This window comes from bacterium (assembly GCA_014360495.1).
Taxonomy (GTDB): domain Bacteria; phylum Armatimonadota; class JACIXR01; order JACIXR01; family JACIXR01; genus JACIXR01.
On the sequence record JACIXR010000009.1, the window covers coordinates 68,371 to 82,641 of the forward strand.

General features: G+C 46.8%; 11 protein-coding genes. All 11 read left to right on the top strand.

Features of this window, described 5'->3' with window-relative positions:
• Positions 1–3: 3 nt before the first annotated feature.
• The 11 genes from H5T88_08580 to H5T88_08630 all read left to right on the top strand — a co-directional run bounded on the left by H5T88_08580 (position 4) and on the right by H5T88_08630 (position 14,271).
• Positions 4–2,880 (top strand): DUF4091 domain-containing protein, encoded by a 2,877-nt coding sequence (locus tag H5T88_08580; protein MBC7330396.1) that lies wholly within the window; start codon positions 4–6, stop codon positions 2,878–2,880.
• Between the two features lie 40 nt (positions 2,881–2,920).
• The gene (locus H5T88_08585; GenBank protein MBC7330397.1) at positions 2,921–3,376 is read left to right on the top strand and encodes an N-acetyltransferase; all 456 of its coding nucleotides are present in this window, start codon (positions 2,921–2,923) and stop codon (positions 3,374–3,376) included.
• Between the two features lie 65 nt (positions 3,377–3,441).
• Positions 3,442–4,953 carry a PQQ-binding-like beta-propeller repeat protein gene (locus H5T88_08590; GenBank protein MBC7330398.1) on the top strand — a complete coding sequence of 504 codons (1,512 nt, stop codon included), beginning with the start codon at positions 3,442–3,444 and terminating at the stop codon, positions 4,951–4,953.
• Between the two features lie 13 nt (positions 4,954–4,966).
• Positions 4,967–5,329, top strand: coding sequence for a hypothetical protein (locus H5T88_08595; protein ID MBC7330399.1), 363 nt, complete (start codon positions 4,967–4,969; stop codon positions 5,327–5,329).
• Between the two features lie 2 nt (positions 5,330–5,331).
• Positions 5,332–6,426, top strand: a complete 1,095-nt coding sequence (gene dprA, locus H5T88_08600; protein ID MBC7330400.1) for a DNA-protecting protein DprA — start codon at positions 5,332–5,334, stop codon at positions 6,424–6,426.
• Positions 6,427–6,460: 34 nt separating this feature from the next.
• Positions 6,461–8,554, top strand: coding sequence for a type I DNA topoisomerase (gene topA / locus H5T88_08605; GenBank protein MBC7330401.1), 2,094 nt, complete (start codon positions 6,461–6,463; stop codon positions 8,552–8,554).
• 202 nt (positions 8,555–8,756) lie between these two features.
• Positions 8,757–9,386: a mechanosensitive ion channel gene (locus H5T88_08610; GenBank protein MBC7330402.1), complete on the top strand. Its 630-nt coding sequence runs from the start codon at positions 8,757–8,759 to the stop codon at positions 9,384–9,386.
• A gap of 25 nt (positions 9,387–9,411) precedes the next feature.
• Positions 9,412–10,266: a diaminopimelate epimerase gene (locus tag H5T88_08615; GenBank protein ID MBC7330403.1), complete on the top strand. Its 855-nt coding sequence runs from the start codon at positions 9,412–9,414 to the stop codon at positions 10,264–10,266.
• Between the two features lie 4 nt (positions 10,267–10,270).
• Positions 10,271–11,455 (top strand): LL-diaminopimelate aminotransferase, encoded by a 1,185-nt coding sequence (locus H5T88_08620; GenBank protein MBC7330404.1) that lies wholly within the window; start codon positions 10,271–10,273, stop codon positions 11,453–11,455.
• 1 nt (position 11,456) lies between these two features.
• Positions 11,457–12,734, top strand: a complete 1,278-nt coding sequence (gene hflX, locus H5T88_08625) for a GTPase HflX (protein MBC7330405.1) — start codon at positions 11,457–11,459, stop codon at positions 12,732–12,734.
• A gap of 130 nt (positions 12,735–12,864) precedes the next feature.
• On the top strand, positions 12,865–14,271 hold the full coding sequence (locus tag H5T88_08630) for a glycoside hydrolase family 32 protein (GenBank protein MBC7330406.1): 1,407 nt from the start codon (positions 12,865–12,867) through the stop codon (positions 14,269–14,271).

A 14,271-nucleotide genomic window follows, 5' to 3' on the forward strand; every position in this document is an offset into this window, starting at 1 on the left:
GATATGAAATATCTTGTTCTATTATTTTTATTTGTTACTTTTTCTCTTTCCTTTCCTCAGACCCTTTGCGTAACCATCCCTCGCTTAGAGACACCCCCGACGATAGATGGCGAACTAAATGACACCTGCTGGAATACAGCAGTGAGGATTCAGCTCGCCCATCTCTTGGGAAAGACGGGAGAACCTTCCCAGAAAACCGACGTCCTTTTAGCCCATAACGATTCCTTCCTGTTCATTGCCTTCATCTGTTATGAGAACAAAATAAATGAGATTGTAGCGAATCAGAAGCAAAGGGATTTGGATGTATGGCGGGATGATTCCATTGAGATATTCCTTTCTCCCAATCCTCCCGATTATCTCCACTTCATAGTCAATCCGATAGGAACTCAGCAGGACGAAATCAATAAGGAAGCAAAATGGAATGCCCAATGGGAGGCGAAAGCGAAAATCCTCTCCGATAGATGGCAGGCTGAAATAGCCATTCCTTTCTCATCTATTCCCTTAGCCAAAAACACCCCCTCCGAGTGGCGAGCGAACTTCTGTCGAGAGGAAAGACCAAATCAAGAACTTTCAAGCTGGACAAGCTTGGAGAAGAGTTTTCACGAACCACATAACTTCGGGGTCATTTCCTTTACTTCTCCTCCGCCTTTCCCTCAAATTGCCGAGGAGCAGATGAAAGAAGCAGGTGAGAAAGTGAGGGATTATCTTATGAAGATATTGGGAGAAGCGAACAAAAGCAAGGGAGAGATAGCGAGAATCGTGAAGGAGAAAACGCAAAATCTCTTGGAAGCTCTGGATAGGGGAGAAATTGACCCACGCGCGTTCAATTTCTCTTCCTTAGAACCCCTTGTCCACAAGATGAGATTGGCGAATAAAGAGGATACACCATACATTGTTTGTGAGGAAAGCACTCTAAGCAAGGTCAGGAAGGACAAGCCCTTTTCGGGAAAAGCGACGAGCGAGATTTCAATTTACTGTGCCCGAAACGAGATAAGGTCAGCTCAGCTGGTCATCCTCCCCCTGCAGAGCGATTTAAAGGATGTGGAAATCTATTTAACTCCTCTGAAGGGCAAGGGTGGGGAGATAAGAAGGGAAAATATAAGCATAAATTTAGTGGGATATGTTGAGATAAAGGAACCAACAAAGGGTGCCGAGCCGGGAATCTATCCCGACCCACTCCTTCCTTACAAGCCTTTTGATGTCTCTCTTGAGAGCATTCAGCCCATTTGGCTGACCTTTTCCGTTCCACCCTCTGCTAAATCGGGATGGTATGAGGGATGGCTTGAGATAAGACCTTCAAATGTTCCCTCAAAGAGGGTGAAGGTTCGCCTCTATGTCTTCAACTTCTCCCTCCCAACCACTCCAAGTCTTAAGACCTGTTTTCTCCTTTGGACAAATTATCTTCCCAAGTTTCACAAAATCTTGGAGGCGAGCTGGGGTTGGTTTGAGTCTCCGCCTCAGCGTTGGGGTTCAGTCTCGTTGAGCGATGACGCTTTTGAGGGGCAGCATTCCCTTATCGCTCCGCCGACGGAGCTCCGCTGGAGCAATATCCTTGCCCCCTATCAGGGGACCTGTGACGAAAATACTTATGTCTCCTTCGCCTACAAATCAAACGACGAAGGGACCACATTCCTTCTTATGGGTACTTCTGAGGGAAACAAATTCTTTACCCCGAAGGAGCAGGAGAAGGGAAAATGGCATAAGGTGAGAGTAAGGGTTGTTGATTGTGGAGTACCAGTGGGAAGCTCTTATACATTGCAGTTTGTCCACGATTACGAGGGCTGTAAGCATACATTTCTCATAGATGATATTGAGGTTTACAGAGAGAAGGATGGGCAGAGGGAAGTTCTTTATAGAGAAGATTTTGAGGGCTTCTCAAATTTGACGCTCGGGGAGTTAATTAGAAGATATCGCCTCAATATGTTAGAGCATAAGGTTAGCGATTGCAACATAATTTCTCCGAAAGTAGAGATTAGCGATGGAAAAGTCAAGATTGACTGGAGCGAGTTCGATAAGGAGATAAGCTTTTATGTTGATAGGGGGCTAAACGGATTCAATATAGCTTGGCTGAGGATTCCCGGTGGTTGGGGCAAGGTGGGGAAGTTGGACCCCGAGCAACTTGAGATAAGCGCGGAGATAATAAGACAGACGGAAAAGCACCTTGCGGAGAAGGGATGGCTGAAATACGGCTATATTTACACAATTGATGAGCCTAGCAGGGAATATTTTCCCATAATAAAGGAGATATTCTCCTTCGTTAAGGAGAACGGTCCCCATCTCCGCAGACTTTTGACATTTGGCTACGGGGCAACTCGTCCCTGGGAACCCGGGGCTAAAGGACTTCCCGCTTATTCAGAAATAGCGGATAATGTTGACATACTCGTGCCCCATTCCGATTGCTTTGACTACGATTACCTGAAATCCCTCAAGAGAAAGGGAAAGGAGATATGGATGTATGTTTGTATCTCTGCGCAGAAGCCTTACCCTAATATCTGGGCAATAGATTATCCCGGGATTGACCATAGGATACTCTTTTGGCAATGCTTCAAATATGATGTTGATGGATTCCTCTACTGGGCGATAAGCTATTGGGAGAAGAACCCTTGGGAGGACACGCGTACATATCCAGGCGGAAATGGGGATGGTTCCCTTATCTATCCCGGAGAGGATGGACCTATAAATTCAATAAGATGGGAGATAATCAGGGAAGGGATACAGGACTACGAGTATCTCACGATTCTTAAGAGAAAGGTAGGGGAGGAGAAGGCCAAGAGATGGTTGGAGGGGATAGTGGAGGATTTAACACATTACACAATGGATGCAGATAAGATAGAGAAGCGAAGGATTGAAATAGGCAAGATGATAGAAAGTTTCAAATAGAATTGCAACGAATTGTAAAAACTCTGCTATAATTTTCTTTATGATATTACGAAAAGCGAAGATAAATGATGTCAAAAAGATATACCACTTAATCAATCACTTCGCTCAGAAGGGGGAGATGCTTCCTCGTTCCCAGAGCGAGATATACGAAAATATGCGAGATTTCTTCGTTGTGGAGGAGAATGGCGATGTGGTCGGCTGTTGTGCACTTCATATCCTCTGGGACAATTTGGCTGAAGTGAAATCATTAGCTGTGGCGGAAGAACATCAGGGGAAAGGCATCGGGAGGATGTTGGTTAACGCTTGTTTGAATGAAGCGAGGGAGCTTGGAATAAACAAGGTGTTTGCCCTCACATTCAAGCCTGCGTTCTTTCAAAAACTTGGTTTCCGCCCGATAGGTAAGGACGATTTGCCGAGGAAAGTCTGGGGAGAGTGCATAAAATGTCCCTTTTTCCCAGATTGTAAGGAAGAGGCAATGATAATAGAATTAAAATAAAAAATTGACTTAATTTCTGTTTCTCTATAAAATTTTGAAAAAATAACCCCAAGGGGGTGTTTTAAATGAAGAGAAGAAGCCTTTTTCTTGTTGCTATTTTTTTACTTGCTGTTTCTCTGTTTGCCCAGGAAACAGCGAAGCCGCCCTTTTCTCTTCTCTGGAAATACACGACGACCTTCCTACAAGGTAGCATAGTCCAGCCCCTGGTGGATGGCGAAACAATTTATTTAGCCGCGGGAAACGATGTCTATGCGATAAACATCCAGACAGGAGAAACGAAGTGGCGATTCACCTTGCCCGCTGGTGTTTCTCTTAGGGTCACTCCGCTTCTTTACAAGGACAACATACTTGTCCCGGCAAGTGATGGTTGCATCTATGTTTTGGACAAAACTGGCAAACAAATTCGGCTCATTAATGTGCAGGCTGGGGGCGCGGTTTGTGCATCTCCCACGGTAGTGGGGAACTTCATTGTTTTCCCATGCCTTGACAATACCCTTTATGCTGTTGACCCAGAGACGACCGATGTGAGCAAGATGCTCAAATGGAAATTCCGTGCTGGTGATGATATCCCTCAAAGCGCAATTTATGGCAAGGGCTTAATCTTCTTTGAATCTTCCGACATATATCTTTACGCCCTAACCGAAGATGGGAAACTAAAATGGAAAATTCCCCTTCCTTCTTCTCAAATTTCCTCTTCTCCTGTTTTAGGCAAAAGATATCTTTATGCGACAGCGGGGAACTATATTCTATTCGTAAACCCCCTCACGGGTCGTGAGATTAGAAGGGTTACTTTCCCTGATTTGATAACTGCGACTCCCCTTTTGGTTGATAACATCCTCTATGTAAGTTGTAAAGACGGAAAGCTTTACGCTATAGACGCAACAAATGGAAGGCCAATTGAGGGCTATAAGCCCTATGACGCTGGCATATCCATAACCACATCTCCGATGCTTTATGGAGACTACATCTATTTCGGGACGGCAAATGGATTGCTCGTTGCTATAGATAAAAAGGGAAAGCTCCGCTGGCAATATAGGACTGCTCCCGCCCTTACCTCTCAGATTTCCCTTATATATCCCACAGCTCTCCCCGCGACGCAGCAATTTCCCATCTACTCTGCACCCCTATGGGCTCAAGGGTATCTCTTCGTCATAAACGACTTGGGAGTTCTCCACTGCTTTACCTCCGAACCTTTAGATGTTTCACCTCCAATTATAAGCGATATCTGGCCTGAGGGCGGTCCTATGTCCGGACTTCCCGTTCCCCTCACAATCACCGCCGTCCTCACCGATGAGGGCTCAGGCATAGATAGCATGAGCATAATAGTAAAAGTGGATGGCAAAATAATCCCACCGAAAGCCTATAAATTCGACCCCAATACTGGCAAGCTACAATGCGATTACAATCCCTCTGGGGCGCCGGGCATCCCTATTCCAGAAGGAGAGCATACTGTCTCTCTAAAGGTTTCCGATTGGTTCGGCAACTCTGTGGAAAAGGAATGGAAATTCACGATAGATAATTCCCTTGCTCCCGGAGCTGGCAGGGGGCAAACACCTACGATTTATTATCTAAGGTAAAGGAGGAAAAGAAATGTATATTTGGGCTATGCTTTTTGCTTTGCTGTTCGCTTTCGGGATGTGTTGGGTGGCGATATTGAACAAGGATTTAATCACAATCACCCTTCCTCCGGGAAACTATCAGCTCCAAGCCTATGTATGGGAGGTATTCCTTGTCTCAGCAGCCGCTGCCCTAATCTTGGCTGGCATAATCGCTCTATGTAAGGGGGCACAGCGCAGAAGATGGGAGAAGGAAATAGAAACAAAGGTTACCGATATGGATAAGAAATTGGCAGGTTTAGCTGGAAAGATTGAGGATTTGGAACAGAAGCTCGTCTCCCCACCCCAAAAAGTGGAGGAAGTGGAGGAGGCTACTTCAGTTAAGGAAGAGGGATAGACTTGCAAGAGATTGAAGCTTGGATTTTATTGAGCAAGTTAGAGATAAGCCCACGCAAAAAATTAGCGCTTCTCCAAGCCTTCAATTCTCCTCAGGAGATATTTAAGGCGAGTAGAGAGGCTCTCTTAAGGGTTGAGGGTATCACGGAGCGGAATGTGGAGAAAATCTTCGCTCTGAGAGATATCGGCGTGGATAAAGAGAAAAAAATTATGGAGAAGGTTGGGGCGGAAATAATAACCATCTTTGACCAACGATATCCACCGAATTTAAGGGAAATATACGACCCACCGGCAGTCTTATATGTTAGGGGGGAGATAAAGGAGGAGGACAAATTCGCCGTTGCGATAGTTGGGACGAGGCGACCAACCGAATATGGTAGAAGCGTTGCTTACAAATTGGCGAGCGAGCTTGTGCAGAGAGGATTCACAGTTGTATCGGGATTGGCGAGAGGAATAGACACTTTCGCTCACAAAGGGGCATTGGATGGAGGTGGGCGGACCATAGCGGTTTTGGGATGCGGAATTGATATCGTTTATCCCCAGGAGAACAAGGAGTTAATGGACAGGATAATAGAGAAGGGTGCTGTGATAAGCGAGTTTGCACCTGGTGTTCCGCCTCAGCCCTGGCATTTCCCCGAGAGGAATAGACTGATAAGCGGGTTGTCTTTAGGGGCGGTTATCGTTCAAGCTCCCGAGGGCTCGGGAGCTCTCATCACAGCCAATCTCGCTCTTGAGCAGGGGAGGGAAGTGTTCGCGGTGCCAGGAAACATAGAGGACCCTCGCTCTAAAGGACCTCACCAGCTTATAAAAGAGGGAGCGAAGCTCGTGGAGTTAGTTGATGACATAATAACCGAGCTCGGCATTCCCTCCCAGATAACTCATCCTTCTCCGACACCCACCCCCAAAACACCCAGCTTATTCTTGCCCCCCGAAGAGGAGCAATTGCTCAAGCTCCTATCTCATGAGGAAAGATACATAGGCGATATAACAAAGGAATCGGGGCTTCCGCCCTCCCGAGTAGCCTCCATATTGACGCTTTTAGAGATTAAAGGATTAGTAAAACGCCTCCCAGGCGACCACTTCATCTTAGCGAGTTGAAAATAGAAGGTAGAGAGGGTAAAATATAAATATTATGGAGAAGAAGGTAATTATTGTTGAGTCGCCGGCGAAGACGAAGACGCTGAAGAACTTTCTGAAGGACGGCTTTAAAGTCACGGCTTCTATGGGGCATATCCGAGACCTCCCAAAGCGAGCATTTGGAGTGGATATTGAAGATGGCTTCACTCCCAGGTTTGTTATTATACCTAAGAAGAAAGCCGTCGTTCAGAAACTAAAGGATGAGATAAAGGACGCAGATGCCGTCTACATTGCCTCTGACCCCGATAGGGAAGGGGAAGCGATAGCCTGGCATCTTGTTCAGGTCCTTAGGCTCAAAAATCCCCTCCGCATAGAGTTCAATGAGATAACAAGAGATGCGGTCCTTGAGGGATTGAAGCATCCTCGCCAAATAGACATGAATAGGGTTTACTCCCAACACGCCCGCAGAATCCTTGACAGAATCGTCGGCTATAAGCTTAGCCCCCTCCTCTGGGATAAGCTCGGTTTCAAGACCCTCTCCGCTGGTAGGGTTCAGTCTGTTGCATTGCGCCTTATCTGCGAGCGGGAAAGGGAGATTCAGGCTTTCGTCCCCGAGGAATATTGGACGATAACCGCTCGTTTGACCTCCCAAAGGGAGTATTTCCCCTTTGATGCCATTTTAATCACAAGGAATGGGGAGAAGATAAGCATCAAGAACGAGGAAGAGGCAAATAAAATCCTCCTAGAGCTTGAGGGGGCGGAATATAGGGTTAAAAGCGTCAGGAAGCAGGAGCGAAGAAGAAATCCACCACCACCTTTCATAACATCAACTCTTCAGCAGGAAGCTTCAAATCGTTTGGGCTTCACGCCGGCTCGCACTATGAGAATAGCTCAACAGTTATACGAGGGAATAGAGATTGATGAGGGAACGGTGGGTCTAATCACTTATATGCGCACGGATTCCGTGAGGATAGCGGAGAGCGCTCTTGCCGAGGCAAGAGAGTTCCTTAAGCAGAATTTCGGCGAGGAGTTCCTTCCTCCCGCTCCTCGCAGATTCAAAGTGAAGGAGAGCGCGCAGGACGCCCATGAGGCAATTCGTCCTACGAGCGTTTTCCGCACCCCGGAAAGGCTTGCTCCCTATCTCAATTCCGACCAGTTGAAGCTTTATACTTTAATCTGGAAAAGGTTCTTGGCTTCTCAAATGAAGGAAGCAATTGTTGACCATACAACCGTTGATATATCCGCAAAGGACTTCATCTTCCGGGCAACGGGCTCGGTTGTAAAATTCCCGGGCTTCCTCATAATCTATGAGGAAAAGAAGGGGGAAATAGCCTTGCCCGAGCTATTTGAGGGCGAGATATTGGATTTGATAGAGTTGATTCCCGCTCAGCATTTCACCCAGCCGCCACCCCGCTATAACGACGCCAGTTTAGTCAAGGCATTGGAACAGAAGGGAATAGGAAGACCATCCACATATGCTGTGATAATACAAACCCTTCTTGATAGGCATTATGTTACGCGGGAGAACCGTCAGCTCATTCCTACGGAGATGGGATTCAAAGTCAATGACCTCCTCGTAGAGCATTTCCCCGATATCGTTGATGTTTCCTTTACCGCTAAGATGGAGGAAGAGCTTGACGATATCGAGAGGGGAATATTGCGATGGGATTTCGTCTTGGAGAAGTTTTACGATTCATTCTCCAAGACCCTGAAACAAGCTTTTGCGGTTATTGAGAAGGAGGAGAAAAAAGAGGAAAAGCTTGATGAGAAGTGCCCCCTTTGCGGTGCTCCCCTTGTCCTAAAATATGGTAGGTATGGTCAATTCATTTCCTGTTCAAATTTCCCTCAATGTAGATATAAGCGGTCAATCACTCCATCCCTGGGAATTAAGTGTCCTATGGAGGGGTGCGATGGGGAAATTGTGGAGAGAAGGACAAGGAAGGGAAGGCTTTTCTATGGATGTTCAAATTATCCCAAGTGCAAGTTCGCAAGCTGGTTGAAGCCAACTGATCACGTTTGCCCGAAATGTGGATTTATTTTGGGGGAGAAGAGGACGAAGGGAGAGGTTGTTAGCCTCGTATGCCTGCGGGAAGGTTGCGATTATCAAGAAGAGGTGGGAGCGAAAGAGGAGATAAAAGCATCGGAATAGTTTGGCAATGTCTTGGAGCGAGCAATTTCTTGAGCAAATTCTTAAGGGAATTAAGGATAATCTCCCAATAATAATATCAAAAGGTGGGAAAATTGTTGTTCTTGTTATCCTCTTTTGGATAGCAAGCATTATCGGGAAATCCTTGATTCGTAAACTCACCCAACCTTTAGAGAAACGGGAAGACCCTTCCTCAGCTAGCAGGGTGAAGACGATACGTTCGCTATTGGGTAGTCTCTATTCTCTCGTCTTGATTTTCATATTGATTTTGATGATTTTGGATATAATGGGTATAAAGACGACGCCCATTTTGGGAGCGGCTGGAGTCTTAGGTGTAGCGGTTGGTTTGGGGACGCAGACATTCATAAGGGATGCCTTTTATGGGTTCCTCATAGTTTTGGAGGACCAATTTCGGCAAGGAGATGTTGTGACAGTAGCTGGGGTAACGGGAACGGTTGAGGCAATGACCTTCCGAACGACGAAGATAAGAGGGGAGGATGGAAAGCTCTATATAATCTCTAATAGCAGCATTACGCAGGTCTGTAATCATTCTCGTGGAGGTTTTTATATCTCTCTTGAGGTTGCAATATCAAATGAGGAAAAGAGGGGGAGGGTGGAGGAAGCGATAAAAGAGGTCGGAGAGAGATTGAAAAATATATTGGGTGACGATTTGCTCTCCCTACCCAAAATAGAGGACTTGTCTTCCTTTGATTCAGCTAAGACGGTATATCGCTTATCTTTGATTGTGAATCCGAGTAGGAGAAGAGAGGCGGAGTTAATGTTCAGGGAAGTAACTCGGGACACATTCTTTGAAAAGCAATTGAAATTGATATGAGGAAGGATTATACTTTTTATAGATGGTGAAATTCTCCAAATTACAAGCCACAGGAAACGATTTCGTCTTAATAAATTGTTTTGAGGAACAGCTGACGGATGTTCCTCTTGAAGTATTGGCGAGGAACATCTGTGATAGGCATTTCGGGGTTGGCGCCGATGGGTTGCTCCTCCTTTTGCCCTCTAAGATTGCCAATTTTCGTATGAGAATCTTCAATTCCGATGGCTCAGAGGCGGAGATGTGCGGGAACGGCATCCGCTGCTTCGCCCTATATCTCTATGAGCACGGGCTTTGGGAGGATAAGAACATTGATATAGAGACCCTTGCGGGCGTTAAAAGGGTGAAAATGTTTTTAGAAGGAAAGAAAGTTGAAGGTGTGAGGGTTGGTATGGGGAATCCGATTTTCCAAAGGGAAAGCATACCTATCAAGGGAAAGCACAATCCCTTGAATATGAGTTTGAGAGCTGGTGGGAGAAGATGGGAGGTATCCGCGCTCTCTATGGGCAATCCCCATTGCGTCATTCTCGTTGACGATGTTGAGCATTTCCCAGTGGAAAAAGTCGGACCGGAAATAGAGAAACACCCACTATTCCCTCAAAGGACTAATGTGGAATTCGTGGAGGTTTTGAACCGAGATGAATTGAAGATAAGGGTTTGGGAAAGGGGCGTTGGGGAGACGCTGGGCTGTGGAACTGGCGCTTGCGCCTCCCTCGTCGTTACTGCTTTAAAGGGGTTGACGAATAGGTCAGCGAGGATACATTTAAAGGGTGGAGACCTCATTGTGGAGTGGCAGGAGAGCGGGGAGGTTTTCCTGAGCGGACCAGCTGAAGAAGTATTTCAAGGAGAGTTTAAATTGGAGAAATTTCTCGGAAAAAGGTGAGAATATGAAGAGTAGATTGGAAAGAGTTCCGCCTTATCTTTTCAGTCAACTCGTAGCCGCCCGCAGAGAGGCGGAGAAGAAGGGATTGTCAATAATAGATTTGGGAATCGGCGACCCCGATATCCCAACCCCTTCACATATCGTTGAGAGGATGAGGGAAGCAGTTCTTAATGGGGATTATCATCGCTACGATGAAAGTGATAAAGGATTGCCGATTTTTAGGCAAGCGGTGATAAATTGGTATAGGGAAAGATTTGGGGTGGAGTTGGGGATGGAGGAAGTCTTATCCCTTATCGGTTGTAAGGAAGGGCTTGCCCATATAATTTGGGCTTTGGTAGAGAATCCCGATGACATCGTTCTCGTTCCCGACCCTGCCTATCCCGTTTATAAAAACAATACCCTCTTGGCGGGAGGAACCCCTTATATAATGCCCTTGAGGAGGGAGAATGCCTTCCTTCCCGACCTAAAAGCTATCCCCAAGGAAGTGGCGAGGAAAGCGAAGCTTATGTTTCTTAACTATCCCAACAACCCAACGGGGAGCGTCGCTCCGAGGGAATTCTTTGAAGAGGTTGTTGAATTCGCATTGGAAAACGAGATAATAGTCTGCCACGATTGCGCCTATTCAGAGATATATTATGATACTCCACCAATCTCCTTTTTAAGCGTTCCCGGGGCGAAGGAAGTCGGGATTGAATTTCATTCCCTCTCCAAGACTTTTAATATGACGGGATGGCGGGTGGGATTCGCGGTGGGAAATGAAAAAATAGTGAGCCTCTTGACTTCCTTCAAATCCCACATAGATTCAGGGGTGTTCATGGCTATACAGGATGTAGCCGCTTATGCCCTTGAGAATCCCAATGGGCACCCAGAGAAGATGAGGGAGATATATAGGAGCAGGAGGGACATCGTTGTTGAAGGATTAAGGGAGGCTGGATTGGAGGTTTCCCCTCCACCAGCTACATTTTATATCTGGGTTGCCCTTCCCTCGGGGATTTCGTCCGCTGATTGGGCGGGGAGGTTGCTGAACGAAGAAGGAGTTGTTGTTACGCCTGGTAGGGGGTATGGAGAGTATGGTGAGGGATATGTAAGGATTGCCTTGACGGTTAAAGCAGAGGATGTGGATGGAACTCTCAGGGAAGCCGTAAGAAGGATAAAGGAATTTCTCAAGAGAGGTGAAGGAGATAGATAAGTTGCTTGAAAGAGTTTCACGCAGAGGGGTAGCCAACGAGAAGGCTATTTTAGTCGGCTTGGAGCGGGGGGACGATTGGCAAGAAAGAATGGAGGAACTGAAGGAGCTTGCTATCTCGGCGGGGGCGGAAGTTGTGGGGGAGGTGAGGCAGAAGAGGGAGGAGCCAGACCCGTTTTACTACATAGGTAGGGGGAAGGCGGAGGAATTGGCTGTTTTGATAAAAGAGTTGGACGCGGATTTGGTTATCGTTGATGCGAGCCTGAATTTGGTTCAGCACCGCAATTTAGAGGAAATCCTTCAAACGAAAGTCGTTGATAGGACTGAGCTCATCCTTGATATCTTCGCCCAAAGAGCTCATACAAAGGAAGGAAAGCTTCAAATAGAGCTCGCCCAGCTCACTTATCTACTCCCTCGCTTAACGGGAAGGGGAGTTTTCCTCTCTCGTTTGGGAGGTGGAATTGGGACAAGGGGTCCGGGAGAGACGAAGCTGGAGTATGATAGGCGAAGGATAAGGGATAGAATAAACCAGTTGAGGAAGGAGATAGACGAGGTGAGGGAGCAGAGGGCGAAGAGGCGTCTCTGGAGGAGGGCGGAGGACATACCAATAGTCGCCCTTGTGGGCTACACAAATGTCGGTAAATCAACCCTTCTAAACGCCATAACGAAGGCTTCCGTGTATGTTGACGACCGCCCCTTCGCAACCTTGGACCCAACAACTCGCAGGGTGAAGTTGAAAGGTGGAGGAGTTGTTCTCTTCACGGATACGGTGGGATTTATCAGGGATTTGCCTCCCAACTTGGTAGCGGCTTTCAGAGCGACTCTGGAGGAGGTTAGGGAGGCTGATATCCTCCTCCATGTAGCCGATGGAAGCCATCCGCGAATGGCTGAGCAGATAATGACGGTCAATAAGATATTGGAAGATGTTGTCGAGGTGGGGGAGAAGAAGATGGTTTATGCGATAAATAAGATGGATAAAGCCGATATCCACGAGGTTATGGCGAAGCTGCCAGCGGGATTATCCAATGTTTGCTTCATCTCCGCACTTCAGCAAAGGGGCATCTCGGCGCTTTTAGAGAAAATCGGTAAGATTTTGGAGGAGGAATTCTGTCTCGTTGAGCTCACTATTCCCTATGAGAGGGGCGATATCCTATCCCTGCTTTATGAGAAGGGAAGGGTTCTTGGGGAGGATTTCGGAGGTAAGGGAATAAACATCCTCGCAAGGGTTCCTGTGGATTTAAGGGATAAAATTTTGCTTCTTACAAACAGCAAGGGGAAATAAAGGCTTTCGCTATAAAGACGGAATGCAGAGGAAATTTATTTCTTCACATAAAGCAAGGCTAAGGGAAATTCGCTTGACTTTATTTTTATTTGTTTTAATATTCCCCATCATCACCGAAGGAGGGAATCCGATGGAAAGGAAAAAGTTTGAATCCGACCCGCATCGTCCTATTTATCATTTCCTTCCTCCAGCAAATTGGATGAACGACCCTAATGGGTTAATCCAGTGGGAGGATGGAACCTATCATCTTTTCTATCAATACAATCCCGATTTTCCCCAGCCTGCTAATATTCGTTGGGGACACGCAGTGAGCAGGGATTTGCTCCATTGGCAGGATTATCCGGTCGCTCTTTCCCCTACACCTGGCGGACCCGATAAAGACGGTTGCTGGACGGGATGTGCCGTCAACGATAACGGCACGCCAACCCTAATCTACACAGGCGTTTTCCCTGAATGCGTCTGTATAGCGAGGGGGGATGAAAAATTGCTCACCTTCCAAAAATACGAAAAGAATCCTGTCATAGCAAAGCCTCCGGAGGGGATGGATGTAACGGGTTTCAGGGACCCATATGTTTGGAGGGAGCCAGATGGATGGTATCTCGTTTTGGGCTCGGGAATCAAGGGGAGGGGAGGACTTGCCCTTCTTTACCATTCCAAGGACCTTAGGAATTGGGAATATCTTCATCCACTTTGCGAAGGAAAGGAAGAGGAAACGGGCTTTATGTGGGAATGCCCAAATTTCTTCCCCCTAGGTGAGGACAAATATGTTCTCATTACCTCTCCTATTCCTCTTGGTTATCCAATCTATTTGATGGGGAAGTATGAGGAGCATCGTTTAAGCGTTGAGGGGATTGGGAAAGTTGACGGATGCGAGCATTCCTTTTACGCACCACAAATCTTTCGGGATAGGAAGGGAAGGTTGATTATGTTTGGATGGTTGAGGGAGCTACGCTCGGCTGAGGCGCAGAAGGAGGCTGGCTGGTCGGGGGTTATGTCCCTTCCACGCCAGATTAGCTTAAAAGATGGTGAATTTTCGGTTGATGTAGTTCCGGAGGCGGAGAAGCTGCGGGGGAAGCGGTTAAGTTCGTTATCAAATATAGAGCTTCAGGGCGATTCGTTCCTTCCATTGGAGAATGTTAAAGGTGATGCCCTTGAGATAATCGCTCGCTTCCGTCAAATAGAAGGGAAATCTTTCGGAATCGTGGTGAGGAGGTCGGAGGACGGAGAGGAAGAAACGCTTATCGGCTACGATGCAGATAAGAAGGCTATTTTTGTTGATGCCTCCCGCTCTTCCCTTGACGATTCTGTAGCGAAGCCCATTTGCTATGCTGGTTTGGAATTGAAAAGTAACCCCCTCAGCCTGCATATATATGTTGACCGCTCTGTGATAGAGGTGTTCGTTAACAGTAAAATCGCTTTTGCGACAAGAGTTTATCCAACTCGTAGGGATAGTTTAGGAGTTGGGCTGTTTTCTAAAGGCGGGAAGACCGAATTGGAGGAATTGGAGATATGGGAGGTCTGCACTATTTGGAAATAA

What these genes read in the sequence shown, in the direction of transcription:
- H5T88_08580 (MBC7330396.1), top strand. Translation starts at nt 4, where the DNA reads ATGAAATATCTTGTTCTATTATTTTTATTTGTTACTTTTTCTCTTTCC.
- H5T88_08585 (MBC7330397.1), top strand. Translation starts at nt 2,921, where the DNA reads ATGATATTACGAAAAGCGAAGATAAATGATGTCAAAAAGATATACCAC.
- H5T88_08590 (MBC7330398.1), top strand. Translation starts at nt 3,442, where the DNA reads ATGAAGAGAAGAAGCCTTTTTCTTGTTGCTATTTTTTTACTTGCTGTT.
- H5T88_08595 (MBC7330399.1), top strand. Translation starts at nt 4,967, where the DNA reads ATGTATATTTGGGCTATGCTTTTTGCTTTGCTGTTCGCTTTCGGGATG.
- topA (MBC7330401.1), top strand. Translation starts at nt 6,461, where the DNA reads ATGGAGAAGAAGGTAATTATTGTTGAGTCGCCGGCGAAGACGAAGACG.
- H5T88_08620 (MBC7330404.1), top strand. Translation starts at nt 10,271, where the DNA reads ATGAAGAGTAGATTGGAAAGAGTTCCGCCTTATCTTTTCAGTCAACTC.
- H5T88_08630 (MBC7330406.1), top strand. Translation starts at nt 12,865, where the DNA reads ATGGAAAGGAAAAAGTTTGAATCCGACCCGCATCGTCCTATTTATCAT.